Genomic DNA, 25,688 nt, shown 5'->3' with positions numbered 1-25,688 from the left:
TCGCAACTGGCGGGGGGCGCCTCAACGAGCGCCCGCAAGGGGAGAGTTTCATGGCCGTTTCACCGGGTACGCACGCGCACTGGTCGTCGCGTTTCGCTTTCATCATGGCCGCTGTCGGTTCAGCAGTCGGTCTGGGCAATCTCTGGCGCTTCCCGTTCATGACGGGCCAGAATGGCGGGTCGGCCTTCGTGCTGATCTATATCGCCTGCGTCATCCTGTTCGCCCTGCCGGTGCTGATGGCCGAGATCGCCATCGGCCGTCACGCGCAGCAATCGGCCATTTCCTCGACCCGCAAGATGGCACAAGAGGCCGGCAAGTCGGGCAACTGGGCCATCGTCGGCTGGGTGTGTACGGCGGCAGGCTTCCTGATCCTGACCACCTATTCGGTGATCGCCGGCCAGGTCATGGCCTTCTCGGCGGCGGGTTTCACCGGTGGCTTTGGCAGCGAAGCCGGCGCCACCAAATTCTATGAAGGCCAGGGCACGCAGCTGCTGTGGCATGTCATCTTCATGGGCATCACCGTGGGCATCGTGGCCCGGGGCCTGAAGGGCGGGATCGAAAAGGTCGCGACCCTCCTCATGCCGCTGTTCTTCATCGTGCTGATCGGCCTGACCGTGTACTCCCTGGCAACCGGCAGCGCCGGCGAGGCGATTGCATTCCTGTTCACGCCGGACTTCTCGGCGGTCAACGGTCAGACCGTTGTCTCGGCGCTCGGCCAAGCCTTCTTCTCGGTCTCCGTGGCATCCGCCATCATGATCACGTACGGCTCTTACCTGCCCAAGGATACCAATATCGGGTCGTCCTCCATGATCATTGCCTCGGCCGACACGGTTGTTGCGCTGATTGCGGGTCTGATGATCTTCCCGATCGTGTTCATGGTGGGCATCGATCCGGCCGAAGGCCTCGGGCTGATCTTCTCGGCCCTTCCCGCCCAGTTCGCGACTATGCCGGCGGGCAATATCATTGGCGGTGCCTTCTTCGCGCTGGCCTTCATCGCCGCGGTGACGTCGTCGATCTCGCTGATGGAAGCGGTCGTCGCCTTCATCGAAGAGCATTCCGACTTCAATCGCCCGGAAATCGCCACCCTGGTCGGTTTCTTCGCCTTCATGATCGGCGCCGGTGCGGTCTACTCGGCGGACTTCGGAGCCAACTTCGTGGACTGGATCTCCGGCAGCTTCCTGCTTCCGCTGGGTGGTTTCCTGGTGGCGGTATTCACCGGCTGGGTGATCCCGAAGAGCCTGCTGCGCTCTGAACTGTCGCAGATCTCGGACGGCTTCTTCGGCTTCTTCCACTTCGCGGTGAAGTTCGTCGTGCCGCCGGCGATCGCCATCATCCTGATCCTCGGCCTCGATGCCAAGTTCAATGGCGGTGCCCTCGGCGCCACGCTTGGTCTGGGCTAGGACAACAGGTCGGCGAAATTGTCGGTGGCCCGAACCAGGCCATCGACTATGCCCGGCTCGCCGGCCGCATGGCCGGCATCGGCAATGATCTGGAGCCTGGCTTGGGGCCAAACCCGAGCCAGGCTCCACGCCGTTCTGGGCGGGGTCACCATGTCGTAGCGACCTTGCACGATGATCCCCGGCAAATGCTTGAAGCGTTCGACGTCGTCGAGCAATTCGCCGTCGCGGGCGAGGAATCCCTTGTGGTGGAAATAGTGGGTCTCAAGCCGTGCGAGGGCGTCCGCGCGCAGGGGGTCGGCCAGGGGCGCGGCCGGATCTCCGGTGAGCGAAATCAGGGCACTTTCCCAGCGTGCCCAGGCGAGGGCATCCGGTCGCCGCTCGATGATATCGTCCGTGGTCAGGCGCTCGTAATAGGCACGCAGGACATTTGCGCGTTCGGCGCTGGTTAGGGGCTCGACGAAATGCTCCCAAGCGTCCGGGAACAGCATGTTGGCGCCGTGGTGGTAGAACCAGTCGAGTTCCAGCTGGGTGCACAGGAAAACGCCGCGCAGGACCAGGCCGAGGCAGCGGTCGGGATGGGCGCGGGCATAGGCGATGCCCAGCGTGGCCCCCCAGGAACCACCGAAGACCAGCCATTTGTCGACCCCGAGCGCGACCCGGATACGTTCAATGTCATCGACCAGGTGCGCGGTGGTGTTGGCGTGCAGGCCAGCATGCGGTGTCGAGCGCCCGCAGCCGCGCTGGTCGAACAGGATGATGCGGTAGCGATCCGGATCGAAGAAGCGGCGCAGGGCCGGTGACGCGCCCCCACCGGGCCCGCCATGCAGGGTAATGACGGGAACACCGTCAGGCCTGCCGCATTCCTCAATATAGAGCTCATGGCCGTCACCAACCGGCAGGGACCGGGTCCTGTGCGGCCGGATAGGAGGGTAGAGCAGTCGTCTGGAATGGGAGGCGTCCATGCTGCGAGTGTGCTGGCAGTGCGAGATAAATACAATATTGCATGGCGTTGAGGCCGTGCAGGATGTATCGTCCCAGGTGACAGGGGCAAACAGCTACAATTCTGGGAAAACGCGTTACATGGATCGTATCCGGCATGTCGCCATCGCGCTGACTGTGTGCAGTCTGACAGCTGCCTGCGCGAGTGCGCCGATATCCCTGAATGGCAGCGCCCAGCAAGAGGCAGCCATCCCGACGCCGATCCAGAACGAGGTGCAGGCTGCGACGCGCACGCTGGCCAGCCAGTACCGCGACATGAAGCTGATCCGTGCGGCCGATGAAAACGGGGCCGCCCTGGGTTGGCTGGGGCGTCTCGCCGGACAGGCCGACGCGACCGAGCCGTCAGTCACCCCGGTCACGCGCTATCTCGATCATCACGACATTGAAGCCGGATCCGCAGCGCTGGTGACACGGCTCAGCCTGGACGTCGAGGCCGCTGTGCGACTTGCCTCTGAAGTCGACCTGGCGGCGCAACGCCTGGTCGCTGCGGACGGGGGCAATAGCCGGGCCGGGCTGGGGCGCAGCCTGGGCCGGGTCGAAACGGCGATGACCCAGACCCGCGAAGCGCTCGAGGTGGTCGATGCGCTGATCGCCACCATCGATGCCGAGGATGACGCGCTGCCAGCCCTGAACCAGGCCCGCGGCGAGCTGGCGCAGCGCAGCGACGCGCTGCGCAACCGGGCTGACGAGCTGGCGGCCATCCGGCACGCCGCTCCGTCCGCGATCTCCTCCTGAAGCCTTTGGCCATGCTTGATCCAGCCGAAGTCAAAGGTTTCCTCGATCCGGACGAGGGCGAGGCCCTGGCCCGCTATGCCCGCGAGGCGGGACGGAGCGGGCCTGTGCTGGAGATCGGCTCCTATTGCGGCAAGTCGGCACTCTATCTCGGACCGGCGGTGCGCGAGGCGGGCAGTGTGCTCTACACGCTCGACCATCACCGCGGCTCGGAAGAACACCAGCCGGGCGAGGCATACCACGATCCCGAGCTGTACAATGCCAAGCTGGGCGCGGTGGAAACCCTGCCGGCGCTGCGCGAGACGCTGTACCGCGCCGGTCTGGAAGACGTGGTGATCCCGGTCGTCGGCCCGTCCGCCGTGGTGGCGCGTCACTGGAGCACGCCGCTCGGCATGGTGTTCATTGATGGCGGGCATTCCATGCCGGCGGCGCTGGCAGATTATCGCGGCTGGTCCCCCCGCCTGGTCCCTGGCGGGCTTCTGGCCATACACGACGTCTTTCCCGATCCGGCGGACGGCGGGCGTCCGCCCTACGAGATTTTCTGTCTCGCCAAGCAGTCCGGCCTGTTTGAACCGGTCAGTCGGACAGGAACGCTGGAAGTGCTTCGGCGGATCGACTGACAGGCAGTTCGCGCACCCAGTTGCGCACCAGCAGATCATGGCCCGGTGTCAGCCGGTCGAGCGCATCGGCGGCAAGCACGAGAGCGCCGGCCGTCCAGGCGGGTCGTTCCTGCGGCCAGATGATCTCTTCCTCGAATTGCCAGCCCATCCAGTACCCCCCGTCGCGGGCCGCGAGTGGCGCCAGGTTGGCGATCAGTTCGCGGGCCTGGGCCGGCTTGCGGGCGGCCAGACAGGCGAGGGCGAGTTCCGCGGTCTCGGCTGCCGTGACCCACGGCTCGTCCGACACGCACCGGCAGCCGAGGCCGGGGGAGACGAATTCGCTCCAGCGAGCGTAGAGCCGCGCCTGCCCGCTCTCCGGTGCCACCACGCCGGCAAGGACCGGATAATACCAGTCCATGGCGAAGCGGCGCCGGTCAGTGCCGGTGCGGTCGAAGCGAGCATCGTGCTCGCGCAGGGCAGCGCCGATGCGCCGGCGCGCGGCGGCCCAATGGTCAACCCGCTGATCGAGCAGGCGCCCGAGCAGGATGGCGCATTCCAGCGCCTTGTAGAGGCTGGAATTGCCGGCCCGCAGGGAGTCGATGCTGTCGATCGCCTCGCTCCCCTCGGGCGCCCGCCAGACGATGTCGCCGTGCGGTGTCTGGTGGTGCAGGACGAAATCCATGGCGGCGGCGATCATCGGCCAATAGCGTGGTGCCAGGTCGAGGCGCTGAAGAGCGAGCAGGCTGCGCAGCACGGTGACCGCGGCATAGCCGGTGAAATTGGTGTCGCGCGCGCGCGCAGGACGGCCGGGCAGGAGGTGCCGATTGGTGTCGTCAAGCGGTACCGAGGCGCCGAGGTCGCCGCTCCAGCCGCCATCGGCTTCCTGGCGCTCGACCAGGCAATCGAGGGCCCGAAGGGCAGCGGTTTGCCGACCGGCAATCGCCAGGCCCATGGCGCTCTCGCCATGATTCCAGGCATCCCAGATGCCGGCTTCGATCCAAGGCAGGGCCCCGTCCGCCTGCTGCAGGGCCTCGATGCGCTTGGCACAGGCGCGGATATCGACGAGAGCGGGCATCAGGCGGGCTTGCGGAAATACATGACGACAGATTTTCCCAGAACCGGGTCGAGCAGGGCTTCCAGGCCGCGGGTCAGGCGGGGGGCCTTGAGCAGATCCCATTCCAGGAAGCGGCGATAGGCGGCAACCAGACGGCTGCTGTCACGCCGTTCCCACAACGCGCATTGCAGCCACCAGTAGGGGCTGTGCAGGGCGTGCGCCCAGTGGCGGGCGAAGCGACCGAGGCCGCGCGCCTCGACGCGGCGGCGCAGCTCGGCGCTGCGAAAGATGCGGACATGGCCACCGGGCGTGTTGGGATAGCCCTCAGACAGGCGCCAGCAGATGGCCTCGGGCCAGTAGCGCGGCACCGATACCGCGAAGCGGCCGCCGGGTTTGAGCAGGCGTTCGATCTCGGCCAGCACGGTGTCGGGGTCGTCGACATGCTCGAGCACTTCGGAACAGATGATGCGATCGAAGCTGGCATCGGGGAAGGGGAGGCGCTCGGCCCGGCCGGTCGTCAGGACGGCGCTGCGCTCGGACGAGGCCGGCTCGGGCGGCGGCAGCTCGAAGAACTTGTCAGCGGCAATCCGCAAATCGGTTTCGCACAGGTCGAGACCGACGGCGTGCACCGGGATGTCGGACCAGTACAGCCCGTGCATGTGGCGGCCCTGGCCGCAGCCCAGATCCAGCACGCGCATGCCCGGCTCCAGAGCCAGTGCCTCGAGGCGTATCGTCATCATGGGCGCTGCCCTCCGCGCGCGGCGAGGGCCTCGGTATAGAGACGGGTAGCGGCGCGGGCATGGCTGGTCCAGCTGAACACCTCGCGGGCGCGGCGGGCGGCGGTCTCTCCCAGTCGCCGTGCGGTTTCCGGGTCGTCGAGCAGGCGCGCGAGATGGTCGCCGAAGGTAACCGGGTCGCCGGCCCGGGCGATCAGGCCGCATTCACCGACCACTTCCGGCAGGGCTCCACCATCGCTGGCGACAACGGCGGCGCCGCACGCCATGGCCTCCGCGGCGGGAAAGCCGAAGCCTTCAAAGCGTGCCGGGCAGGCGACGATATGGGCCCGGCGATAGAGTGCGGCAACTTCGGCGCGGCTGAGGTCCTGGCTGGTGGTGACGCGGCCGGCGAGACCGTGCGCGGCGAGCTGGCGTGCCGCCGGGCCGTCGCGCATCTGACCGATGATGTGCAGGCGAACCGTGGGGCGCGCAGCGGCCACGCGGGCGAGCGCGTCGATCAGCACGTCGAGACCCTTGATTGGCACATCGGCGCTGGCGGTGGTGACGATGAGACCGGGTTCGCGCTCAATTGACGCATCGGGATGGAAGGTGTCGTGATCGAGACCATTGAAGGCGACCCGCACACGCTCCGGGTCGACACCATAGCGTTCGGCATGGGTGTCGCGCGCGGCTTCCGAGACGGCCAGCAGACGAGGCAGGCGGCGGGCCGTGCGCGCCTGCATACCGACGAAATGATACCAGCGGCGGGTCAGCAGGCGGTGCATGGTGTCCCTGGCGGCCGCGAGCGCGTAATCGCGGTCGATGGCGATCGGATGGTGCAGGGTGGTCACCACCGGCAGGTGGCGCTCGATGCGCAGGAAGGGGCTGGCCAGGGTCTGGTTGTCGTGCAGCACGTCGAAACGGCCCGGATTGTCGGCCAGGAATCGTTCAAGGCGACGGCCAAAGGCGTACAGCTCACCGAAGGCGCCGGTATTGTGGGCCAGCCATTCCGACAGATCCGACCAGCGCCTGAGGTGGGCCGGGCGCAGGGCCAACAGGGCATTGTCCTCGGCGAACAGGTCCAGCGAGGGCAGGCGGTGCAGCTCGATGCCGTCGCCCAGTTCCGGATATGGCGGGCCGGAGACAACGCTCACCGTGTGCCCGAGTGCTTGCAGGGCGCGGCTCAGTTCGCGCACATAGACGCCCTGGCCGCCGACATGCGGGTGCGACCGGTAGCCGCTGACCAGCACGCGCAGCGGACGCACCGGATCAGAGCTGGCACGGATGCCCGAGGCAATGTCGGCCACGTCTTCCAAGCTTGTGGAAACACGGGAATTCTGGTCCATGGGGATGTCGTTCCGCTGGTGCAAATCGGCGTCGCGACCGTATAGACGTGAACAGTGTTCGCCAAGCGCCGGTTACCGGATCGCGTCCGGGCGAGCAGAGCGGGAAGGACAAGCGACAGCATGCACAGGACGCCGGCCTTCCGTTTCGCCGCCTATTACGGAGCGTTCTACCTGACGCTGGGGGCTTTCCTGCCCTACTTCCCGAAATGGCTGGCAGGCCGCGATCTGAGCCCGGAATGGATCGGCTGGATTGTCGCCGCAGGAATGGCCGGACGCACCCTGATATCCCCGCTCGGTGCGCGCTGGGCCGACCGCTCGCTGCGCCGGCGTGACCCGATCCTCGCCTTCGCCATCGGCTGCACCCTCGTGTTCTGGCTGCACTGGCCGGTGGCCAGCCCATGGGGCCTGATGGCGCTGTCCTTCCTGTCCGGGGCGCTGTTGTTCGGCCAGATTCCGGTGATCGACGCCTTCGCCATCCGTTCGGCGCGCGGCGGCGCGTTCAGCTTCGGACCGGTGCGGGCGGTCGGGTCGGCATTGTTCATCCTGGCCAATTTCGCCGCCGGAGCCCTGACCGATGCCTACGGTTCGGAAAGCGTGCTGGCCTGGCTTATCCTGGCGTCCGGCCTGCTGGTGCTGACCGCGGCATGGCTGCCGGAAGGTCGGCGCACGGTCGATGTCGGCGAGGAAGCGGCGCATCTCAAGCATGTGGTGAAGCTGGTCGCCGGCCCGTTCGGTCTGGCGCTGGCGGCTTCGGCGCTGATCCAGAGCGGGCACGGCTTCTACTACGCCTTTTCGGCGGTGGCCTGGAGCGAGCAGGGCTTCAGCGATGTGACCATCGGGGCGCTGTGGGCCTTCGGGGTTGCCGTGGAGATCGGTTTCTTCTGGCTGTCCGGGCGCGGCTTCTTTGGCAAGGCCAGCCCGGCCTTTCTGCTGGCCATCGGCGGCGCCGCCTCGATCGTGCGCTGGGGCGTGACGGCAATGGCGCCACCGCTGCTCGTGCTGGTCGCGGTGCAGGCGCTGCACGCCCTGACCTTCGCGGCCACCTATATCGGCTTCCTGCGCTATGCCGCAGACGCGGTGCCGGACGAACACGGGGCGATGGCGCAGGCGCTCAACTCGGCGCTGTCGGGTGGTATCATCATGGCAGCGGCATCCGCGGCCTCCGGGTATTTCTTCGCCCGCATTGGTGTCGCCGGATTTGCCATCATGGCCGTGCCGGGGATTGCCGGTCTCTTAGCCGCCGTCTGGCTGGCCCGGATTTCCGCACTCCCGCCACCGCGTGGAATCAAATAGGCTGCTGACATGAGGCGTATCAAAGAGAACAGCCCGCAGCCGGCGCAGCTCGACGTTCGTGTCGCGGGAGAACAGACGGTTCTCACGCCGAGCGGTGATTGGGTCGTGCGCACGATCGGCCGGCATGACGAGGCGATCCGCCGGGTGGAGGAAACCACCGAGCCGGGTGATATCGTCATCGACCTGAGCCAGCTGGGCCGCATCGATACGGCCGGGGCCTACTTGCTGGGCCGGACGACGCGGCGCTGTGGCGAGCCGGACGGCGCCTTCCACTTCCTGGGCGAGCACGACATTGCCCGTGACCTGATCCGCGAAGTCCGTGAACGCACGGAAATCTGCCAGCCGGTGGAGCCGCAGGTCTTCGGTTTCATCAAGGCGATGGCGCGGATCGGTGCCGGTCTCGAGGCCGCCTACTGGGAGGCGGTCGACACATTTGCCTTCTTCGGCAGGACCCTGATCACCGGCATGCGGACGCTCGGCCAGCCCTGGCGCTTCCGTCTGACGCCGACCGTGTGGGCGATGGAGGAAGTGGGCGTGAATGCCCTGCCGATCGTGGCCGTCCTGTCCTTCTTCATCGGTGCGGTGGTGGCCTATATGGGCGCCAATCTGCTGCAATCGGTCGGCTTATCCGTGTTCACGGTGGAACTGGTCGGCATCGCGGTGCTGCGTGAGTTCGGCGTGCTGATCACCGCCATAATGCTGGCCGGCCGCTCCGACAGCGCCTTCACCGCCTCGATCGGAGCAATGAAGATGCAGCAGGAGATCGATGCCATGCGGGTGCTTGGGCTCGACCCGTATGAAGTGCTGGTGCTGCCGCGCGTGGTCGCCTGCGTGCTGATGACCCCGCTGCTGACTTTCGGTGCCATGATTGCCGGCATTTTCGGTGGCATGCTGGTGGCCTGGACCGCCCAGGACATCTCGCCGACGCTGTTTTTCACGCGCCTGCACAATGAAGTCGGGGCGACGCATTTCTGGGTCGGCATGTCGAAGGCGCCGGTCTTCGGGCTGGTGGTTGCCATCATCGGCTGCCGCCAGGGTATGCAGGTGAAAGGTGATGTGGAGTCGCTCGGGCGCCGCGTGACCGCCTCGGTGGTGCAGTCGATCTTTGCCGTGATCGTGCTCGAAGCCCTGTTCGCGATGATGTATCTGGAGCTCGACATATGAGTGCCGACCCGCTGATCTCGGTGCGCGGACTGCGCACGGCGTTCGGCAAGCATGTCGTGCATGACCAGCTCGACCTGGATGTCTACCGCGGCGAGATCCTTGGCGTGGTCGGCGGTTCTGGGACCGGCAAGACCGTCCTTCTCAACACCATACTGGGACTCAAACAGCCCGATGGCGGCGAGATATGGTTCGAGGATATCGAACTGTCTGCCCTGTCGATGCAGCAGCACCAGAAAATCAGCCGCAATTGGGGCGTACTGTTCCAGAACGGTGCCCTGTTCACCTCGCTGAGCGTGCTCGAGAATGTCATGGCGCCGCTGCGAGAGCACGTCGACATGCCGCTCGGCCTGATGGAGGAGATTGCCGGCATGAAGATCGGCCTGGTCGGTCTGGAGCCGGAGGCGGCGAGCCGCTTCCCGTCGGAATTGTCCGGCGGCATGCGCAAGCGCGCGGCCCTCGCGCGCGCGCTGGCACTCGACCCGGATATTCTGTTCCTCGACGAGCCGACAGCCGGGCTGGACCCGGTGGGTGCGGCCGCGTTCGATGATCTCATCCTGGAGCTGTCCCGGGCCCTCAACCTGACTGTCATCATGATCACGCACGACCTCGACAGCCTGCACGCCATCTGCGACCGGGTGGCGGTGCTGGCGGACAAGAAAGTCGAAGCGGTCGCGCCGATCAGCGAATTGATGAAGAATGAGCATCCCTGGATCCGGCAATACTTCCATGGGCCGCGCGGCCGTGCCGCGCGCTCGGGATAAGGAGAGTTAGGCTATGGAAACCAAAGCGCATCACGCCCTGGTGGGTCTGTTCGCCGTCATCATTGCCGCAGCACTCGGATTCTTCGTGCTCTGGCTCAGCAATGCCCAGTTCGACGAGGAGTACGCCGAGTACGAGATCGTCTTCGACGGGCCGGTGCGCGGCCTTCGGGAAGCGGCGGAAGTCCGCTTCAACGGTATCCAGGTGGGTGAAGTCACGGATCTCCAGCTTGATGAGCAGAGCCGGGTGATCGCCACCATCCGGGTGCTGGCCCAGACGCCGGTCAAGGTCGACAGCTTCGCCCAGCTAGAGCCGCAGGGTCTGACCGGCCTGTCCTACATTCTGATCACCGGCGGTACGCCGGACGCCCAGCGGCTGGTCAGCCCGGCCAATCGCGAGCCGCCGCGCATCTTTGCCCGGCGGGCGCAACTGGAAGGCCTGTTCGAGGGGTCCGAGGACGTGCTCGACGCCGCCCAGACCGCCCTGTTCCGCCTGTCCAGCCTGCTCAGCGAGCAGAATGTCGAGGAAGTCTCGGCCACCCTGACCAATCTGCGCGAGCTGACCGATCAACTGTCCGAGGAGCAGGCCCTGTTCGAGGATACGCGGCGCACTCTGCAGCAGATCGAAACGGCGGCCGTGGACATGTCCGCGGCGGCGCGCTCGGTCGAGCAGTTCGGACGCACGGCCGATGCTTTCCTCAACAATGAAGCCACTGTTGCGGTCAACGAGACGGCCGCGGCAGCATTGGCTGTGAACCAGTCCGCGATCGATACCGGCATCATGCTGGAAAGCCTGACCCCGGCAGTGGAGAGCTTCTCCCAGAACGGGCTGCAGGACCTCAACCGGTCGGCCTCCGACCTGCGCCGGTTGATTGCCGCGCTGGAGCGGATCACGCTCGAACTGGAAAACAATCCGGGTGCCTTCATCGCCGGCACACCGCCTGAAACCGTGGAGATACCGGAATGAACGCCACCCGTCTCGCGCGCCTGGCCCTGGCGGCCACCTGCCTGGCCGGCCTGAGTGCCTGCGTGTCCCTATTGCCGGAAAGCGAACCGGTCGGTGTCTACCGGCTCAGTTCGCCCGAGCCGCGTGAATGGACCGGGGGGCAGTGGCAAACCGTCGAGATCGAGGCGCCACAGGCGCCACGTGGTCTGTCCGGGCCGGAGATCGCGCTGATGCGCGACGGCCGGATTGCGTATGTTGCCGGTGCACGCTGGATCGCTCCGTCAACGCATATCCTGCAGGACCTGGTGGTCGAGACCTTCGGAGCGGCGGACAGTCATCTGGCCCCGACACGGCCGGAAGACGGAACCCGGTCGAATTACAGCCTGCGGCTCGATCTGCACGACTTCCATGCCGAGTACGACCGTGGCGCGACGGCGGCGCCGCTGGTTCGCGTCCGCCTGGCCGCGCGGCTTATCGACGGGGTCGAGCAGCGCTTGCTGGCGAGCCGCATGTTTTCCGCCGAAACGCGGGCCAGTGCGCACTCGACGCGTGCCATCGTGACGGCATTCGATGCGGCCTCGATGCAGGTCGCACAGGACCTGGCGGCCTGGACGGAAGCGACCACGCAGCGTCCGGCCTTGACCGCCGACGGGGCGACGGACTGATCGCAATCCAATGACGGGCGGGACCTAGTCCTCGTCGGACGACTTGCGGGGCTTGCGCGATCGCGGTGACGGCGTGTCGTCCTCGGACGGCATGGAATTGAGCAGATCCTTCCAGCGCCAGCCAGCCTCGCCGGCCTTGCCCGGAGCCTGGGGCTCGGCGGCGGTCTCGCGGCGCGACTTGCGGCTTTCACCTGGCTCCGGTCTGCCAAGCGGGACATTCATGTCGTCATCGCTGAGGCCGGGCTCATCGGCTTTCGGCGAGGCTTTCTTCTTCGCTTCCTTCGGGCGCTCGGCCTCCGGTTCGCTCTGGCTGGCCTCGGGCCGGCTGCGACGTGCCAGCGGGTCGGGCAGCTCGTTGAAATTGAGGTCAGGCACGCGGCGGCCGCCGGCGACCGAGCCCATGCGCAGCATGAAGTCGCTCAGCAACTCATAATTCTGGCGGATGCGCGCCTGGAAGGCGGCGTCGATTTCCTGGGCCTCCTCGGCGGCGGCCATGGCCGCGGCATTGAGGCCGTCGAGGCCGCGCTGCAGCGCCTGGGTCGCTTCCTCGGCGCGGTCGCGGGCCATTATCGGCATCTCGCCGAGCTTCTCGGTCATGCGGGCAATATGCTGTTCGACCGTCTCGGTCTCGGAGCGCGCCGAGGCGAGCACGCCCTCGAGCCGCTTGCGCACGGCGGCAGCAGCCTCGTCGGCGACCTGCGCAGCGCGGTTTGTCAGTTTCTCGGCCTCGGCGAGGCGCAGCTCGAACGCCTCGTCGGAACGACGGGCCGCTTCGTAGGCCGCCTCATTGGTCTTTTCCACCCGGCTGGAAACCACGTCGGCCTGGGCCTCCATGGCGTTGATGGCAGCTTCGGAAACCTCGCGGGCCTCCTGCGCGGCGGCGACCAGGCGCGACAGCGCGGCTTCGTGCTCGTGCGCGGCATGCTCGCTTTCGCGGTGCACCTGCTCGGCCAGTTCGTCGGCCCGGGCCAGCGCTGCATCGACGGCGCTCCGGAACGCTTCCGCACCGGCGCGAGCGGCCTCGTTGAGGCTGTCGGCGCCACCGCGGGCGGTGGTGGCCATGGTTTCCAGTTCGGCCTTGTGGAAATCGAGCGCCGAGGCGATTTTTTCCTGTTCGTCGCGCAGCGCGTCGCTGGCTGCGGCAAGGCGCTTGCGATGCTTGACGTAGGCGGCGTCGAGGTTCTCCGAGCGCTCCTTGAGGGATTCCGACAGTTCGCGCAGATGCGTGGTGCGCTGGTCGATGACGGCGGCGACGGCGTCGCTGCGCTCGGTAACGGCGGTTCCGGCCTCGTGCAGATTGTCGACACTGGCGCGGATGCGTTTCTCGCTGTCGCTGGCCTGGCTGGCCGCAAGTTCGGCCGCGGCGGCGACCATCTTGGACTGGTCGGAAATGGCGGCGGCGATCAGCGCGGCCTTGTCATCGAGGGATTCGGAAACCTCGCCGAGGCGCTGGCGCTCATTGCGCAGGCCTTTGAGAAGGACTTCGGTGCGGTCGCGGGCGTCGGTGGCGGAGTGTTCCAGGGTCTCGGCATGATGGGAGATGACCTCTTCCATGGCGGCGAGGCGGGCGAGGGCGCTTTCCAGGGCGGAATTGATGCGCTCGACTTCCTGGGTAACGGCAGTTGAAAGCGACTGGACCTGGTGTTCGGCATACAAGGCCGGCTCGGCCAGGCGGCGGATGGCAAGTTCGACTCGACGGGTATTGCCGGCATTGCGTACCACCTCGCCCGCCATCAGGCCGCTCATGATGAAGAGCAGGGCCGGGGCCAGGGCGAAGACGGCAAGGCCGGTCAGCTGCCCGAAGCCGTACTGCGACAATTGCTCAAGCGACTGGACCCCGAGATAACCCCAGATGAAAGCGGCAGCGGCGCCGACCCAGAGCAGGGCAAAGCTGTTGCCCAGCCAGATCAGCCAGCGGCCGCTCTTGGTCTCCGGCGTCTCCCTGCCGCCAGCGCCGGTATGGGCGGCAGCAATGGCGGCCTCGCCGGTGGGGGTGAGAGAGCCGTGCGGGTTGTCGTCCGACATTCCGATCTCCGCATACTGCAAGGGTGATTGGTTCTGGGTCTTGGTCATCGTCCGCCTGAAGGCTGAGCTGCGCTGGCAAGCCACCGCGGCCCGCCTGGCGGACCCCGGTCACAGATTACTATGCCAGAGCATACGCAGTTTTGCGCGCTATCGACACAGATAAACTATGCAAAATGGGACATTTGCGCTGGAAAGGTCGCGCGGGCCGGTTCAGCTGTCGAGCGGAATCGGCGGTTTCACCAGCCAATGGCTCTCGGCGTGCAGGGTGTGGCGGACAGGGTCGGAGCGCCGGCAGTCATCGCCCGCACCCAAGCCGACGGGCCGCAGGGCTTCCTCACCGACATGGCTGATCATGGTGATCTGGTACTGGGTCGGCTGGGTGGTATCGCAGGCCTTGGGGTCGTAGTCGATGCCAATGCTCGAGAGTGCCAGAATGGCCAGCCATTCGATCAGACTTGTCAGCAGCTGGATCATCGGTCCCTCAACCCCTAGCATCCCCGTGCGCCTGACGGTTTAGGCTTGCGAATCCCGCGAGGCAATTCACGATTTCCGGAAGGCGCGTGAAATATTGGTAAGTTTCTTGGCAAGGCGAGGCGGGGAGGGAAGCGGCATGGACGGCCACTCCGGCAAACTGGACGGCAGTGAAGGCGCGACCGACAGCCTGGCCTCCGTGCTCCTGGGCATCAGCATTGTTGGATTGGTGGTCGCCAATATTCCCGGCTTTGCCCTGGTCTGGCCGGCGGCCGACATACCGGTCATCCAGAGCACCTTCGCGGCCTGGCCTGACCAGGTGGCCTGGTGGCTGACGCAGACCTTGTTCAGCTGGACGCTGGTGGTGTTGGGGCTGTTCGCCATCGGGGCCGGGCTGGGCTGGCTGGCGAGGCGGCCGAGCCGGACCCCAGCCAGTCGCTATCTGACGGCGCTGCTGCTGGTCGGGGTGGTGCATGGCTATGTCTTCTGGTTTGGCGACCTGATCGTGGTACTCGCCCTGGCCGGGCTGGTGGCACTGGCCTTTGACGAGGCGGGGACCTGGACCAAGACGCTGGTCGGCGGCGGGCTGGTGCTGGCGACCCTCGGCCTTGTGGTCGCCGGCGCGGCGTTACTGGCCCTGGTTCCCGGCGACATGGATATCGGTGACGTGCTGGGCTATCCCGATGCCCGCCTGGCCGAGGTCGAGGCGGTATGGCGCAGCGGCTTTCTCGATCGCTGGCCCTCAAACCTGGCTCTGGTGCTGCAGTTCGAGCTCATACAGATCGTCTTCCTGGGCGGCGGAGTGACCGGCTTGCTGATGCTGGGCATGGCGGCGCAGCAATCCGGCTGGCTGGCGCGATCACGCACGACGGAAACGCTGGCGCTGGCCACAGCCCTGTTGCTGGGCATTGGGTTGCCGCTTTCGGGATGGGGTGCGCTGCAGGGCATGACGACGGATTTCGCGCCCGACGTGTTGTGGCGTGGGGTAAGCGCGCGCGCCGCCGGAGCGCTGCTGTTGGCGGCCGGGTATGGCGCCGCCGTGCGGCTGGCCACCCAGGAAAGCGTCCTGGTCACCGCGCGCGCCTGGCTGGCCAATGCCGGGCGCCACGCGCTCAGCCTCTATCTCCTGCACACACTGGTCCTGACCCTGGTGTTTGTCGGACCGCCGGGCCTGGGCCTGTTCGGCCGGATGGCGCAGGGCGGGTTGTTCGTGCTTGGCGTGGTCTTGATGGCGGCCCAACTGGGCGCGGTATGGCTGTGGAGCCGCCATTTCCGGATTGGACCGGCAGAATGGGCAGTGCGCTCGCTGGCCGAATGGCGGCGCGTTCCGCTGCGCCGGCAACCGGCTGCCGGCTAGACGTCCGCGTCGGGCTGGTTCTCCGGCGCGGCAGCCTTGAAGGCTGGCAGCTCGGCCGCGGCACCCGCGGCGGCGACCAGAGTCGGGCAATTGGACAGGTCGGCCTCCCAGCGCCGAGCATTGTAGATCTGCGGGACCAGGTAGACCTCGGCCATGCCGGGCATGTCGCCAAACAGGAAGTCAGAAGTGCGCGGCGTGTCGCGGACCATCGCTTCCAGCGCCTCAAGGCCTGAGGTCATCCAGCGCTGGGCCCAGGCTTTCATGCCGTCGCCGCCCTGACCGAGATCGCCTGAGACCGCCTTGAGCACGCGCAGATTCTGTAAAGGATGGATGTCGCAGGCAATGACCGCGCACCAGGCGCGCACGGTGCAACGGTCGGCGGCATGGCCGGGCAGAAGAGCGGGGTCGGGCCATGTCTCCTCGATCCATTCCAGAATGGCCGGCGACTGCACATGGTCGCGGCCTTCATGGCTGAGCACCGGGACCAGCCCCTGGGGCTGGCGGGCCCGCCATTCCGGAGCGTGCTGGGCCCCGTCCTTCAGGTTGATGGAGACCTGGTCAAAGGCAATGCCCTTGAGATTGAGGGCGATGCGCAGACGATAGGCGGCACTGGAGCGCCAATAGCCATAGAGGATCGGGGACATGTCAGCTCTCCGGGTCAAGGGTCAGTTCGAGTGTCGGCAGGCCGTTAATACGCGCAACCACCTGGTCGCCGGGCAGGAGGGCTCCGACGCCGGCCGGGGTGCCGGTGAATATCAGGTCGCCGGGCGCCAGGTCGAAATGGCGAGCCAGCGCGGCGACGAGGTCGGCCGGCGGCAGGATCATGTCCTCCAGCCGCCCGTCCTGGCGGACTTCGCCATTGATGCTGAGGGATATCGACCCGGATGTCGGCGGCGGGCCGGCTCGCAGGGAGGCCACCGGGGCCGAGCACGGGAAGGCCTTGGCGATTTCCCAGGGGGCCCCCTTGGCCTTCAGCGCCGTCTGCACGTCGCGCTTGGTCAGGTCGAGCCCGACACCGCAGGCAAGGATGTCGGCGTTGTCACCAAGCGCCAGCACCAATTCCACCTCATGATGTAGATCAGTAGTCCCTCCGGGCCGGGTCAGCCGCTTCGCCGATGTCACGGCATCCGCGGGCTTCATGAAGAAGATGGCGTCCGCGGCGGCGTTCATCTCGCGCGCATGGGCGGCGTAATTGCGGCCGATGCAGAACACTCGGCCAACCGGGAAGACGGTGTCGGTCTGGACGATGGGCAAGCAGGGTGGGGCGGGCAGGCTGACGCAGTGTTTCATGCGGCACGCTTAACGCGGTCTGTGAGGGGCGTCGAGCCTGACGTTGAGGTCAGACAAGTACAGTCAAGCAGCCCGCTGGGTTTATTATGCAGTTCAGCAGAGCACCGTATTCGCGATACCTGGCAGGCGAATCCATCCAATTTTATTCAACTCTCTCATATCCTATTACTCGCAGTAAGTTTCCCGTTAAAACCCGCCCCTTATGCGGTTCAGATATCGCGAGCCACGGGCTCCCGCACAGATATCTAGGACAGGAAATCCACATGCGTTCACTTATCTTGGCAGCTTTCGCCGGCGCACTCATGGCCAGCCCGGCCGTGGCGGAAACTTCGCAACGCGATCTTGAAGTGATCGGGCGCGCGCTCGGCTTTGTCGAAGGGGCCAGCGGTTCTGACCGCACGGTCGCCATCGTCTACGACCCGGCGAGCGAGGCGGAAGCCCAGGCGCTGGCCAGCGCCATGTCGGGCGGCCTCAGCGCCGGTCGCGTCACCCTGAACGCCCAGCTGGTGCCGCTGGCTGATGCCGGCAGTATCGCCGGTGCTGATGCCGCGGTCCTGCTCGGCGCTGCCGCCGGTGATGCGGGCGTCTTCGGTGCAGCCAGTTCGGCCGGTGTCATGACCGTGTCGACGGACATGTCCTGCGTCGAGAGTGGCCAATGCGTGATGGGCGTGCAGAGCGCTCCGTCGGTTCGCATCGTGGTCAACCGCGCCGCCGCCCAGTCCTCTTCCGTCGCGTTCGCGGCCGCCTTCGCGATGATGATCGAAGAAGTCTAGGTCCGAACTGTCCTCATTCCTCCCCCTCCGGAATTGCACGAGAATCCCCATGAAAAATACAATCCTCTCCGCGAGTGTGTCGGCCATCGCCCTGAGCCTCGGCGTGTCCGCAATCGCTTCCGCCCAGTCGCTGGATTATGCGGCCATGAGCGACCTGTTCGGCGAGCCGGTCACGGCTGGCGCCACGGGCGCGCCGCAGCGTTCCTCCGACGTGCCGGCGACCATGATCATCATCACCCAGGATGACATCCAGCGTTTCCCGGAGCGCGACATTCCGGGCATCCTGCGCCACTATGCTGGTGTCGACAGTGATCGGTACACCTATGGCCAGGGCGAAGCCTCCGTCCGCGGCTACAACCAGCCGATGGCACCGCGCCTCCTCGTGCTGGTCAATGGCCGTCAGGTCTATCTCGACCATTACGGCTATACCAACTGGTCGGCGATCCCGGTCCAGCTCTCGGAAATCCAGCAGATCGAAGTGGTCAAGGGCCCGCAATCGGCGCTGTACGGCTTCAACGCTGTCTCCGGCGTGGTCAACATCATCACCCGCAACGCCCGTCATGGCGAATACCAGACCGGCTCCGTTTCGGTCGGTGATGGCGGTTATGCCGAAGCCAGCGCGGTTGCCGGCTACCAGTTCTCCGACGCGGCGGCCCTGCGCCTGTCGATCGGTGCCACCAAGGCAGACCAGTTCGACGTCGGTCCGTTTGGCAACATTCCGGGTACAGGCACGACCGAAGCATATATCCCGACGGTAGATTTTGACCGCCTGACCGGTGCGGCCGAGCTGACCGGCGCGATCGCCGACTTCGACTACTCGCTGGAAGCGACTTATGCGCACGTCATCCAGCCGGAAATGTTCCCGTTGTTCTTTACCGGCGGCGCAGACACGATTTCATCGTCGGTCAAGGGCGAAGTGTCCTCGGACACGGATTTCGGCATCATCACGGCCCGGGCCTACCGCAATGAACTGAGCGTAGATTACACCACGACTGCGACCCAGGATGTGACCGTGCCGTTCGAGAACGCCGTCACCGTCCTGCAACTGCAGGACATCTTCAAGATCGGCACCAACAACACCTTCCGTCTCGGCTATGAGTGGCGCCGCAATGAGACCGCCTCCAGCCCGGACACCACCAATGGCGATCTCGTCTATACGGTGAACGCGGTGTCCGGCATGTGGTCGCGAAATCTCAACTCGGACTGGACCTTCACGGTTGCCGGTCGTTACGACATGCTTGAGCTGGAGCGGGACCAGGCCCCGGCGGCCTTCTACGGCTACAGCCAGGCCGATTACGACCAGTCGATCGAGGAGTTCAGCTATAACGTCGCCCTGTCCTGGAAGATCGATCCGCAATCGACCCTGCGTCTGACCACCGGCCGGGGAATTCAGGCGCCGTCGCCAGCCGAATTTGGCTTTACGCTGACGTCTAACATCCAGACTCCGTTCGGACCGCTTCCGGCCGCGTTCGTGGGCAATCCGGCGATCGAGCCAACCACGATCACGTCCTATGAACTGGCCTATGACCGCCAGCTGACCTCTGACATCCAGCTGCGAGCGGCCCTGTTCCAGGTGGAAACCGAGAGCATCAAGGGCTTCTTTGGCGCCACGCCGGACTCGGTCGATCTGGCCGCGGTGCCGTTCCCGCGCTTCGAATTCCGCTTCTCCAACCAGGGCGACAGCTCGATGCTGGGTGCGGAAGTCTCGCTGACCGGCCAGCACGGCAATTGGCGCTGGGGCACCAATGCCTCGATCTACGACATCGAGGACAGCCTGACCGTCAACCAGGCCGGCTTCACCCATCCGATCGCCTTCGAGAGCGGCACCCCGGACCTTCGCGTCAATGCCAATCTCGGCTGGAGCGGCGACGGCTGGACGGTTGACGGCTATGTCAACCATGTCGCCGGCTCGACACAGCCGCGTGAATTCGCCTTCGGCCTGCCGACGCTGGTCGATGTCGATGCCTTCACCGCCGTTTCGGTGCGTGTGAACCGCGAGCTCAGCGACACGCTGGACCTCAGCTTCTCCGCCCAGAACGCCAATTTCGGTGACGGTGAGCAGGTCTCTTCGGGGCCGGGCGTCGAAGCCCGCTACTGGGTTGGCCTGACCGCCAGCTTCTAATCATGGAAAATGTCCCGGCCCCTGCGTTTCGGGGGCCGGGCATTAACCCTGAATTCAAAGCTTAGACTGCACATTCACGGCACGGTTCGAGTCGCTCGACTCGCGTGAGGAGAATACTGATGGGCAAGAAAACTTCCGGCTTCAAATTGACGATAGCGCAATCCTTCGCGGTCGCGCCCATCGCCGCCATCATCGCCCTGGTCGCTGTCGCTGCCCTGGGCAGCTGGTCCCTGCAGAACGGATCACAGAGCCAGACCCGCGCCATGACGGAAATGGAAGCCGGACTCGAGCTCGCCAATCTCCAGGCCGAGCTTGAAACCATCAATGGCGACGTCCTCAGTGTCATCACCTCCCAGGCAGCCGGCAATCCGATCGATGTGGCCGCGGAATTCGCCGCGGTGATCGAGCGCGTCAACGCGCTCCAGGCCGAGATCGAAGTCCTCAAGGCTTCCGGCGCTGCGGTGGCCCAGAATCCTGAAACCTTCAACCGTCTGGTCGAGCAGCTGGGCCTCTACCGAGATGCGCTCGACTTTGTCGGTCAGATGCTCGAACTCGACTTTGCCAGCTCGGTTGCCTTCCTGCAGCCGTTCGATGGTGTGTTCACAGAACTCAATGCCGAGCTCAACGGCTTGGTCGATCAGGCTACCTCCCTGGCAGCCGAGGAATCGTCCGCGACGGCAGCCGCTGCGCGCATGTCGATCTTCACCTTCATCGGTCTGACCATCGCGGTTGGCACCGCACTCCTGGTGCTGGCCTACTGGCTGGGCCGTCGCACGGCGCGCTCGGTGCGTTCGATTGCCGACGCAACGGAAGTGCTGGCCCGCGGCGATTACACGCTCGACATCGAAGCCCTGGCCCGCGCAGACGAGCTCGGCGCGGTGGTCGAGAGCCTCAAGCAGTTCCGAGACAACGGCCTGAAGGCCGAGCAGCTGGAAGCGGACACCCGCGAGCAGGCTGCCGCCAATGAAGAGCGCGCCGCCAAGCTCAATGAGCTGGCCCGCGGGTTCGACAGCGAAGTCATGAGCCTTCTGGGCGAAGTGACGGAAGCCTGCACGGCCATGTCGGCGATCTCGGAACAGCTGACCCAGGCTGCCACCGATGGCTCGCAGAAGAGCTCGATGATGGCCTCGGCCGCCTCGGAAGCGACCGACAATGTGGAATCCGTGGCCGCGGCTTCCGAGCAGCTCAGCGCTTCGATCGCCGAAGTCACGCAGCAAATCCAGAACTCTTCCTCCATGGCCGCCCAGGCCGATGAGCGCTCCAAGTCGGTCCAGGTCGTGGTCGCCGATCTCGGGACTGCAGCGCAGCAGATCGGCCAGGTCGTCCAGCTGATCAATGACATTTCCGAGCAGACCAACCTGCTGGCCCTGAACGCCACCATCGAGGCGGCGCGCGCCGGCGAGGCCGGCAAGGGCTTTGCCGTGGTCGCCTCCGAGGTGAAATCTCTGGCGGCCCAGACGGCCAAGGCGACCGGCGACATCCGTGACCAGATCCAGGCGATCCAGGATGCGGCCTCGTCCTCGTCGAGCTCGATCTCCGAGGTGACGCGAGCGGTCGGCGAGATTTCCAACGCTTCCGCAGCGATTGCCGCCGCGGCGGAAGAGCAGAGCGCCTCGACCCGCGAGATTTCCTCCTCCGTGGCCCACGCTGCGCACAGCGCCCGGTCGGTGTCGGACAATGTCGAAGCGGTGTCGCGCTCGGCCAACCAGACCGGCGAGGCCTCGCATGCCGTGCTGGAAGCGGTACGCACGGTGTCGGAGCGCGCCGAACGCCTCAACAGAAGCGTCGAAAGTTTCCTTATCGAGGTTCGCAAGGCCGGCTGATCTCACCTTCCCCCCGATGTCGCCTTGCAACAATATCTCCCGGATCTCCTCGAGATCTGGGCGCTTCTTTTGCCAGCACGGTTATCAGTAACGGTAGCGATCGTAATTGTGGTAGCGGATCACGTATTCGCTGCCGGCATCGGTATACTGGCGGCCATTCGCATCGACACACAGGCGGACCGAGAGCAGGGCTGACCGGCCGTCGCGATAGCCATTGCGCTCCTCGGTCCAGCAGCGCGGTTGGCTGCGGGTGGGGAAATGGCGGTAATGATGGTTGCTGTCGTAGCCGGTGTACCGGCGGCGCTCGTAGCCATCGTAATGCCAGGAATTGCGCCGGCCGGAGTAGAAATTATACCCGCCGGGATAATCACTGTCGGAGTAGTGCCGATAGGTCGTGCGGCGGCAATCGCGGCGACTGAAGCGGTCGTAGGGATCGTAGCGCCGGCGCTCGACGTAACACGTCGTGGAGGGGGTACGGGTACGGGTACGGTAACGCTGGTGGTGGCGGTATGTGTAAGCCCGGTCACGATAGCCGTGCTGGGTACCATACTGGTAGTGTTGGTCGTAATGGTGCCCGTAGGGTCGGCTGTGCGGGTAACGCGAACGGTGGTGCTTGACTTGTGCGTCGGCACCCAGCTGGACGCGAACATCCGTTGCGCCATGATCCGGATATCCGGTCTGTGCGAAGGTCGGGCTCGCGGCCAGCGCACCGAGTGCCAGGGTGCAGGCGAGCGGTTTGAGCAAGGCGATCATGTCCAGTCTCCCGAGTGTTTACCCGCACGTTCCGGTTTCGCGTCTGACGCGAAAACGAACCCTTCATTAACCTGTGCAACGAATTTACTACACCAAGGTTCCGCCGGTAAGGGGCGCTTAAGCCTCACCAACTAGGCTGGTCCCGCGATGACAGCACAACTGCGAACCTCGTCCCCGCTGTTCGACAGCGATCATCTCGCCCGTTACACGGGCGGGGATGTTGCGCTGACCCAGGAACTGACTGGCTTGATGTGTCAGCAGGCGGAGCGCTGCCTGACCCTGATCGAAGGGCAGGTGGACTGGCGCGAGGCCGCTCACACACTCAAGGGGGCCGCTCGCGGTGTCGGGGCCTTCGCCCTGGCCGAACTGTGCGATCCGATTGAATCCGGTGACGAGGCGCCTGACGCCGCTCTGGTGGCCCAGTTATGGACCTGCCTCGACGCGACCCGGGCCGCCATTGAGGCGGCCCAGTTGCGCTAGCGCGTTTCGTCCCAGACGGTAAGTTCGTAGGCAATCGAACGTTCGACCAGTTCGCGCCACACCGGCTCTGCGATCTCGACCGGAAGACCCTCCGACCGGGCGCTGCTGCAGACCTTGTCCAGCACATCGCGGATACGCCATTCGTCGCGCACGACATCGCGCGACGGCTTGATGCGAGCGGCCGCTTCCATGTAGCGCGTGCGCTCGGCGATCAGGGCGACGAGCTGGCGGTCGAGAGCATCCACACCTTCCCGAACCTCAGCCATGCTCTGGCAATCTTCCGGCTTGGTGACCGGGTTCCGGGTGTTCGGGGCAGTGTGCGCACTCGACATGCTGTAACCTCGTTGATGCGCTCCCGTTATAGCGAGACCGGGTCGCCGGCCCAAGCGGGCAGGCGCGGCGGGATGCAGCGCCGGGGCGGATGTTCTTCTGCGGCAAAACCGCTAAGGTGATCCGGTTGGCGGCAGGAGACCCCGATGACCCAGCGCGTCCGTATCCATGGTGATCTCAGTAGCGGCAATTGCCTGAAGGTCAAATGGGTCGCCGATTATCTCGGTCGACCCTATGACTGGGTTGATGTCGACGTGGCAGGCGGGGAGACCCGGACCGAGGATTTCCTGGCGCTCAACCCGGCTGGCCAGGTGCCATGCCTGGAAGCGGCAGACGGGCACGTGCTCGCCCAGTCCAATGCCATCCTGTTCTATCTCGCCGAGGGCTCCGACCTGATCCCGGCCGATGCCTTCGAGCGCGCCAAGATGCTCGAATGGATGTTCTGGGAGCAATACAGCCACGAGCCGTACATCGCCGTGCGACGTTTTCACAAGCGGTATTCCGGAATGGCAGACGAGGACATCGATCCGGCGCTTCTGGCCAAGGGCCGGCGTGCGCTGGGGGTGATGGAGATGCGGCTTTTGTCGCGTGACTTCATGGTTCGCGACCGGCTCACCCTCGCCGATGTGTCACTGGTCGCCTATACCCGGATGGCCGATGAAGGCGGCTTCGATCTGGATGAATTCCTCGCCGTGCGCGGCTGGATCGCCCGGGTTGAGCAGGCCCTGTCCATCCCGCCCGGCGAGGGCCGGGTCCGGCCCCTGTCGCCGGTCGGCGCGAGCGGCTGACGGCTCAGTCGCGTTCGGGAATCCAGACAATCTCGTGGATTTCGCCGGTGCCGAGGGTTTCGGCGTCCGGCATGTCGGTCGGCAAGCCGTCAAAGTCACCGTTGACCCAATAGATCAGGCTCGGTTCTTCCGGGTCGGGGCAGACGATCTGTCCGGAAATCGCTTCAAGCCCCGCAAAGCAATTGTCCAGTGGCAGGTCAGCCTCGGCCAGCGTGTCGCCGAGGCGGGCCGCATTGGCAACCACGCCGCGGCTGCGGATGCGTACCGAGCCGATTTCTTCACCGGCACCGTCATCGAAAAAGGCGAGTGTGGCAAAGCCGTTGATCTCGCGCGCTTCGATAACAGGCGTGCGCATGCCCTCGATCTCCATGACGCCGAGCGATACCGTATATTCCGGCAGCAACTGCGCAAGGGTCGCCCGGTCGAACGGTGTGTCGGCCTGGATCGGACCGAGTGCCTCACCGGACGCCTGCCAGGCTGGTCCCGGAGTGCCAGTCGCGTCGTCCTGGCTGGTGGTCAGGTCCGAACATGAGGCCAAAGCCGGGGCAAGCAGGACGGCCAGGAGCCGGAGCGGACGGTCTGGGCAAAGCATGCGTTAGCCATCTCCCTTCTGGAGGCGCGCCCTCAGCGAGCCAGTTCGCGCATGGCCGCATCAACCCCTTCAAGGGTCAGCGGAAACATGCGCTGGGCGCCGATTATGTCCTGAACAATGCGAGTGGAGTAGGAATGTTCCCACCAGGCCTCGGGGGTCGGATTGATCCAGATCAGGTCGGGCCAGGTGTCGACGAGGCGCTGCAGCCAGACCGCGCCGGCCTCCTCGTTCCAGTGCTCTACTGACCCGCCCTCATGGGTCAGCTCATAGGGCGCCATGGCAGCGTCACCGACAAGGATCAGCTTCCAGTCGCGAGGATATTTGTGCATGAGGTCGAGGGTCGGAACGGTTTCCGCACGGCGGCGCAGGTTGGAGCGCCAGACGCCCTCATACGGGCAGTTGTGGAAGTAGTAGTATTCCAGGTTCTTGAACGTCGAGCGGGCAGCGGAGAACAGATCCTCGACGAGGCGGATGTGCGGATCCATCGAGCCGCCGACGTCGAACAGGCTCAAGACCTTGATGGCATTGCGGCGCTCCGGACGCATGATGACATCGAGCCAGCCCTGGCGGGCCGTGGCGTCGATCGTGCCGGACAGGTCGAGTTCGTCGCGGGCGCCGTCGCGGGCGAACTTGCGCAGCCGGCGCAGGGCGATCTTGAGATTGCGTGTGCCCAGCTCGCGATCACCGTCCAGGTCCTTGTATCGGCGTTGTTCCCAGACCTTCACCGCGCGCTTGTTGCGGCTCTCCCCGCCGATGCGGACGCCGGCCGGATTGTAACCGGAATGGCCGTAGGGTGAGGTGCCGCCCGTGCCGATCCATTTAGACCCACCCTCATGGCGCTTTTCCTGCTCCTCGAGGCGCTTCTTGAGGGTTTCCATCAGCTCGTCGAAGGGCAGGGCCTTGAGCTTGGCCATTTCCTCGTCCGACAGCACGCGCTGCATCATGGCCTCCAGCCAATCGGGCGGAATATCAGCGTCGCCGAACAGGTCGCCGAGGCTTTCCACGCCCTGGAAGACATGGGCGAACACCTTGTCGAACTTGTCGAAATCACCCTCGTCCTTGACCAGGGCGGCGCGACTGACCGAGTAGAAATGCCCGATGTCCGGCTCGATCACGCCCTTGTCGAGCGCTTCCAGCAGGGTGAGGTATTCGCGGGTCGTGACCGGAATGCGGGCAGCCCGCAGCTCGGTGAAAAAATGATGCAGCATGGCG

General features: G+C 65.6%; 26 protein-coding genes. 14 read left to right on the top strand and 12 right to left on the bottom strand.

Annotation, left to right across the window (positions count from 1 at the left end; translation table 11 throughout):
• Positions 1-50 precede the first annotated feature (50 nt).
• Positions 51-1,400 (top strand): sodium-dependent transporter, encoded by a 1,350-nt coding sequence (locus ACXYMR_RS00775; RefSeq protein ID WP_458940837.1) that lies wholly within the window; start codon positions 51-53, stop codon positions 1,398-1,400.
• Here ACXYMR_RS00775 and pip read toward each other — a convergent pair.
• Positions 1,397-2,362 (bottom strand): prolyl aminopeptidase, encoded by a 966-nt coding sequence (pip, locus tag ACXYMR_RS00770; protein WP_458940836.1) that lies wholly within the window; start codon positions 2,360-2,362, stop codon positions 1,397-1,399. The two genes, ACXYMR_RS00775 and pip, sit on opposite strands and share 4 nt — an antisense overlap.
• A gap of 118 nt (positions 2,363-2,480) precedes the next feature.
• Here pip and ACXYMR_RS00765 point away from each other — a divergent pair, with 118 nt between their 5' ends.
• The gene (locus tag ACXYMR_RS00765; protein ID WP_458940835.1) at positions 2,481-3,134 is read left to right on the top strand and encodes a hypothetical protein; all 654 of its coding nucleotides are present in this window, start codon (positions 2,481-2,483) and stop codon (positions 3,132-3,134) included.
• A gap of 11 nt (positions 3,135-3,145) precedes the next feature.
• Positions 3,146-3,751 (top strand): class I SAM-dependent methyltransferase, encoded by a 606-nt coding sequence (locus ACXYMR_RS00760; RefSeq protein WP_458940834.1) that lies wholly within the window; start codon positions 3,146-3,148, stop codon positions 3,749-3,751.
• On the opposite strand, the gene ACXYMR_RS00755 is transcribed toward ACXYMR_RS00760, so the two are convergent.
• The 3 genes from ACXYMR_RS00755 to ACXYMR_RS00745 are packed head-to-tail and all read right to left on the bottom strand — an operon-like array spanning position 3,708 to position 6,846.
• On the bottom strand, positions 3,708-4,805 hold the full coding sequence (locus ACXYMR_RS00755; RefSeq protein WP_458940833.1) for a prenyltransferase/squalene oxidase repeat-containing protein: 1,098 nt from the start codon (positions 4,803-4,805) through the stop codon (positions 3,708-3,710). The two genes, ACXYMR_RS00760 and ACXYMR_RS00755, sit on opposite strands and share 44 nt — an antisense overlap.
• Complete coding sequence (locus tag ACXYMR_RS00750) at positions 4,805-5,524, bottom strand: class I SAM-dependent methyltransferase (RefSeq protein ID WP_458940832.1); 720 nt, start codon at positions 5,522-5,524, stop codon at positions 4,805-4,807. The genes ACXYMR_RS00755 and ACXYMR_RS00750 overlap by 1 nt, the downstream gene beginning before the upstream one ends.
• Positions 5,521-6,846 carry a glycosyltransferase family 4 protein gene (locus ACXYMR_RS00745; protein WP_458940831.1) on the bottom strand — a complete coding sequence of 442 codons (1,326 nt, stop codon included), beginning with the start codon at positions 6,844-6,846 and terminating at the stop codon, positions 5,521-5,523. The genes ACXYMR_RS00750 and ACXYMR_RS00745 overlap by 4 nt, the downstream gene beginning before the upstream one ends.
• A 120-nt stretch (positions 6,847-6,966) precedes the next feature.
• On the opposite strand from ACXYMR_RS00745, the gene ACXYMR_RS00740 reads away from it, so the two are divergent.
• From ACXYMR_RS00740 to ACXYMR_RS00720, 5 genes are read left to right on the top strand one after another with little or no spacing between them, the layout of a single operon-like run.
• Positions 6,967-8,139: an MFS transporter gene (locus tag ACXYMR_RS00740; RefSeq protein ID WP_458940830.1), complete on the top strand. Its 1,173-nt coding sequence runs from the start codon at positions 6,967-6,969 to the stop codon at positions 8,137-8,139.
• A 9-nt stretch (positions 8,140-8,148) separates the two neighbouring features.
• Positions 8,149-9,303, top strand: a complete 1,155-nt coding sequence (locus ACXYMR_RS00735; RefSeq protein WP_458940829.1) for an MlaE family lipid ABC transporter permease subunit — start codon at positions 8,149-8,151, stop codon at positions 9,301-9,303.
• Positions 9,300-10,064 (top strand): ABC transporter ATP-binding protein, encoded by a 765-nt coding sequence (locus tag ACXYMR_RS00730; protein ID WP_458940828.1) that lies wholly within the window; start codon positions 9,300-9,302, stop codon positions 10,062-10,064. Before ACXYMR_RS00735 ends, ACXYMR_RS00730 begins: the two co-directional genes overlap by 4 nt.
• Positions 10,065-10,077: 13 nt before the next feature.
• Positions 10,078-11,028 carry an MlaD family protein gene (locus tag ACXYMR_RS00725; RefSeq protein ID WP_458940827.1) on the top strand — a complete coding sequence of 317 codons (951 nt, stop codon included), beginning with the start codon at positions 10,078-10,080 and terminating at the stop codon, positions 11,026-11,028.
• On the top strand, positions 11,025-11,672 hold the full coding sequence (locus tag ACXYMR_RS00720; RefSeq protein WP_458940826.1) for an ABC-type transport auxiliary lipoprotein family protein: 648 nt from the start codon (positions 11,025-11,027) through the stop codon (positions 11,670-11,672). Before ACXYMR_RS00725 ends, ACXYMR_RS00720 begins: the two co-directional genes overlap by 4 nt.
• Before the next feature lie 24 nt (positions 11,673-11,696).
• Here ACXYMR_RS00720 and ACXYMR_RS00715 read toward each other — a convergent pair whose 3' ends face one another.
• Both ACXYMR_RS00715 and ACXYMR_RS00710 read right to left on the bottom strand, forming a co-directional pair.
• Positions 11,697-13,697 carry a hypothetical protein gene (locus ACXYMR_RS00715; protein ID WP_458940824.1) on the bottom strand — a complete coding sequence of 667 codons (2,001 nt, stop codon included), beginning with the start codon at positions 13,695-13,697 and terminating at the stop codon, positions 11,697-11,699.
• 210 nt (positions 13,698-13,907) lie between these two features.
• Complete coding sequence (locus tag ACXYMR_RS00710; protein ID WP_458940823.1) at positions 13,908-14,171, bottom strand: hypothetical protein; 264 nt, start codon at positions 14,169-14,171, stop codon at positions 13,908-13,910.
• Between the two features lie 136 nt (positions 14,172-14,307).
• On the opposite strand from ACXYMR_RS00710, the gene ACXYMR_RS00705 reads away from it, so the two are divergent.
• Positions 14,308-15,525, top strand: coding sequence for a DUF418 domain-containing protein (locus ACXYMR_RS00705; RefSeq protein WP_458940822.1), 1,218 nt, complete (start codon positions 14,308-14,310; stop codon positions 15,523-15,525).
• Here the strand turns inward: ACXYMR_RS00705 and maiA are convergent.
• The gene (gene maiA, locus ACXYMR_RS00700) at positions 15,522-16,169 is read right to left on the bottom strand and encodes a maleylacetoacetate isomerase (RefSeq protein WP_458940821.1); all 648 of its coding nucleotides are present in this window, start codon (positions 16,167-16,169) and stop codon (positions 15,522-15,524) included. The two genes, ACXYMR_RS00705 and maiA, sit on opposite strands and share 4 nt — an antisense overlap.
• 1 nt (position 16,170) lies before the next feature.
• Positions 16,171-16,815: a fumarylacetoacetate hydrolase family protein gene (locus tag ACXYMR_RS00695; RefSeq protein WP_458940820.1), complete on the bottom strand. Its 645-nt coding sequence runs from the start codon at positions 16,813-16,815 to the stop codon at positions 16,171-16,173.
• Positions 16,816-17,078: 263 nt separating this feature from the next.
• Here ACXYMR_RS00695 and ACXYMR_RS00690 point away from each other — a divergent pair, with 263 nt between their 5' ends.
• From ACXYMR_RS00690 to ACXYMR_RS00680, 3 genes are all read left to right on the top strand, one after another.
• Positions 17,079-17,588 carry a hypothetical protein gene (locus tag ACXYMR_RS00690; protein WP_458940819.1) on the top strand — a complete coding sequence of 170 codons (510 nt, stop codon included), beginning with the start codon at positions 17,079-17,081 and terminating at the stop codon, positions 17,586-17,588.
• Between the two features lie 49 nt (positions 17,589-17,637).
• Positions 17,638-19,710, top strand: a complete 2,073-nt coding sequence (locus ACXYMR_RS00685) for a TonB-dependent receptor plug domain-containing protein (protein ID WP_458940818.1) — start codon at positions 17,638-17,640, stop codon at positions 19,708-19,710.
• 119 nt (positions 19,711-19,829) lie between these two features.
• Complete coding sequence (locus tag ACXYMR_RS00680) at positions 19,830-21,533, top strand: methyl-accepting chemotaxis protein (protein WP_458940817.1); 1,704 nt, start codon at positions 19,830-19,832, stop codon at positions 21,531-21,533.
• An 84-nt stretch (positions 21,534-21,617) separates the two neighbouring features.
• Here ACXYMR_RS00680 and ACXYMR_RS00675 read toward each other — a convergent pair whose 3' ends face one another.
• Positions 21,618-22,286 (bottom strand): hypothetical protein, encoded by a 669-nt coding sequence (locus ACXYMR_RS00675; RefSeq protein ID WP_458940816.1) that lies wholly within the window; start codon positions 22,284-22,286, stop codon positions 21,618-21,620.
• A 147-nt stretch (positions 22,287-22,433) separates the two neighbouring features.
• Between ACXYMR_RS00675 and ACXYMR_RS00670 the strand changes: the two genes are divergently transcribed.
• Positions 22,434-22,766 carry an Hpt domain-containing protein gene (locus ACXYMR_RS00670; protein WP_458940815.1) on the top strand — a complete coding sequence of 111 codons (333 nt, stop codon included), beginning with the start codon at positions 22,434-22,436 and terminating at the stop codon, positions 22,764-22,766.
• Here ACXYMR_RS00670 and ACXYMR_RS00665 read toward each other — a convergent pair.
• On the bottom strand, positions 22,763-23,098 hold the full coding sequence (locus ACXYMR_RS00665) for a chorismate mutase (RefSeq protein ID WP_458940814.1): 336 nt from the start codon (positions 23,096-23,098) through the stop codon (positions 22,763-22,765). The genes ACXYMR_RS00670 and ACXYMR_RS00665 overlap by 4 nt on opposite strands.
• A gap of 144 nt (positions 23,099-23,242) precedes the next feature.
• On the opposite strand from ACXYMR_RS00665, the gene ACXYMR_RS00660 reads away from it, so the two are divergent.
• A complete protein-coding gene (locus ACXYMR_RS00660; RefSeq protein WP_458940813.1) occupies positions 23,243-23,884 on the top strand; it encodes a glutathione S-transferase family protein in 642 nt (213 codons plus the stop codon).
• 4 nt (positions 23,885-23,888) lie between these two features.
• Here ACXYMR_RS00660 and ACXYMR_RS00655 read toward each other — a convergent pair whose 3' ends face one another.
• Both ACXYMR_RS00655 and ACXYMR_RS00650 read right to left on the bottom strand, forming a co-directional pair.
• The gene (locus tag ACXYMR_RS00655; RefSeq protein WP_458940812.1) at positions 23,889-24,476 is read right to left on the bottom strand and encodes a DUF1131 family protein; all 588 of its coding nucleotides are present in this window, start codon (positions 24,474-24,476) and stop codon (positions 23,889-23,891) included.
• Between the two features lie 32 nt (positions 24,477-24,508).
• Complete coding sequence (locus ACXYMR_RS00650; protein WP_458940811.1) at positions 24,509-25,684, bottom strand: vWA domain-containing protein; 1,176 nt, start codon at positions 25,682-25,684, stop codon at positions 24,509-24,511.
• Positions 25,685-25,688: the final 4 nt, after the last annotated feature.

It is taken from the genome of Maricaulis sp. CAU 1757 (assembly GCF_054482675.1).
Note: the sequence above shows the minus strand (reverse complement) of the source record. Positions and strands in the feature narration are given on the sequence as shown.

What these genes read in the sequence shown, in the direction of transcription:
- ACXYMR_RS00775 (WP_458940837.1), top strand. Translation starts at nt 51, where the DNA reads ATGGCCGTTTCACCGGGTACGCACGCGCACTGGTCGTCGCGTTTCGCT.
- pip (WP_458940836.1), bottom strand. Translation starts at nt 2,362, where the DNA reads ATGGACGCCTCCCATTCCAGACGACTGCTCTACCCTCCTATCCGGCCG.
- ACXYMR_RS00765 (WP_458940835.1), top strand. Translation starts at nt 2,481, where the DNA reads ATGGATCGTATCCGGCATGTCGCCATCGCGCTGACTGTGTGCAGTCTG.
- ACXYMR_RS00760 (WP_458940834.1), top strand. Translation starts at nt 3,146, where the DNA reads ATGCTTGATCCAGCCGAAGTCAAAGGTTTCCTCGATCCGGACGAGGGC.
- ACXYMR_RS00755 (WP_458940833.1), bottom strand. Translation starts at nt 4,805, where the DNA reads ATGCCCGCTCTCGTCGATATCCGCGCCTGTGCCAAGCGCATCGAGGCC.
- ACXYMR_RS00750 (WP_458940832.1), bottom strand. Translation starts at nt 5,524, where the DNA reads ATGATGACGATACGCCTCGAGGCACTGGCTCTGGAGCCGGGCATGCGC.
- ACXYMR_RS00745 (WP_458940831.1), bottom strand. Translation starts at nt 6,846, where the DNA reads ATGGACCAGAATTCCCGTGTTTCCACAAGCTTGGAAGACGTGGCCGAC.
- ACXYMR_RS00740 (WP_458940830.1), top strand. Translation starts at nt 6,967, where the DNA reads ATGCACAGGACGCCGGCCTTCCGTTTCGCCGCCTATTACGGAGCGTTC.
- ACXYMR_RS00735 (WP_458940829.1), top strand. Translation starts at nt 8,149, where the DNA reads ATGAGGCGTATCAAAGAGAACAGCCCGCAGCCGGCGCAGCTCGACGTT.
- ACXYMR_RS00730 (WP_458940828.1), top strand. Translation starts at nt 9,300, where the DNA reads ATGAGTGCCGACCCGCTGATCTCGGTGCGCGGACTGCGCACGGCGTTC.
- ACXYMR_RS00725 (WP_458940827.1), top strand. Translation starts at nt 10,078, where the DNA reads ATGGAAACCAAAGCGCATCACGCCCTGGTGGGTCTGTTCGCCGTCATC.
- ACXYMR_RS00720 (WP_458940826.1), top strand. Translation starts at nt 11,025, where the DNA reads ATGAACGCCACCCGTCTCGCGCGCCTGGCCCTGGCGGCCACCTGCCTG.
- ACXYMR_RS00715 (WP_458940824.1), bottom strand. Translation starts at nt 13,697, where the DNA reads ATGTCGGACGACAACCCGCACGGCTCTCTCACCCCCACCGGCGAGGCC.
- ACXYMR_RS00710 (WP_458940823.1), bottom strand. Translation starts at nt 14,171, where the DNA reads ATGATCCAGCTGCTGACAAGTCTGATCGAATGGCTGGCCATTCTGGCA.
- ACXYMR_RS00705 (WP_458940822.1), top strand. Translation starts at nt 14,308, where the DNA reads ATGGACGGCCACTCCGGCAAACTGGACGGCAGTGAAGGCGCGACCGAC.
- maiA (WP_458940821.1), bottom strand. Translation starts at nt 16,169, where the DNA reads ATGTCCCCGATCCTCTATGGCTATTGGCGCTCCAGTGCCGCCTATCGT.
- ACXYMR_RS00695 (WP_458940820.1), bottom strand. Translation starts at nt 16,815, where the DNA reads ATGAAACACTGCGTCAGCCTGCCCGCCCCACCCTGCTTGCCCATCGTC.
- ACXYMR_RS00690 (WP_458940819.1), top strand. Translation starts at nt 17,079, where the DNA reads ATGCGTTCACTTATCTTGGCAGCTTTCGCCGGCGCACTCATGGCCAGC.
- ACXYMR_RS00685 (WP_458940818.1), top strand. Translation starts at nt 17,638, where the DNA reads ATGAAAAATACAATCCTCTCCGCGAGTGTGTCGGCCATCGCCCTGAGC.
- ACXYMR_RS00680 (WP_458940817.1), top strand. Translation starts at nt 19,830, where the DNA reads ATGGGCAAGAAAACTTCCGGCTTCAAATTGACGATAGCGCAATCCTTC.
- ACXYMR_RS00675 (WP_458940816.1), bottom strand. Translation starts at nt 22,286, where the DNA reads ATGATCGCCTTGCTCAAACCGCTCGCCTGCACCCTGGCACTCGGTGCG.
- ACXYMR_RS00670 (WP_458940815.1), top strand. Translation starts at nt 22,434, where the DNA reads ATGACAGCACAACTGCGAACCTCGTCCCCGCTGTTCGACAGCGATCAT.
- ACXYMR_RS00665 (WP_458940814.1), bottom strand. Translation starts at nt 23,098, where the DNA reads ATGTCGAGTGCGCACACTGCCCCGAACACCCGGAACCCGGTCACCAAG.
- ACXYMR_RS00660 (WP_458940813.1), top strand. Translation starts at nt 23,243, where the DNA reads ATGACCCAGCGCGTCCGTATCCATGGTGATCTCAGTAGCGGCAATTGC.
- ACXYMR_RS00655 (WP_458940812.1), bottom strand. Translation starts at nt 24,476, where the DNA reads ATGCTTTGCCCAGACCGTCCGCTCCGGCTCCTGGCCGTCCTGCTTGCC.
- ACXYMR_RS00650 (WP_458940811.1), bottom strand. Translation starts at nt 25,684, where the DNA reads ATGCTGCATCATTTTTTCACCGAGCTGCGGGCTGCCCGCATTCCGGTC.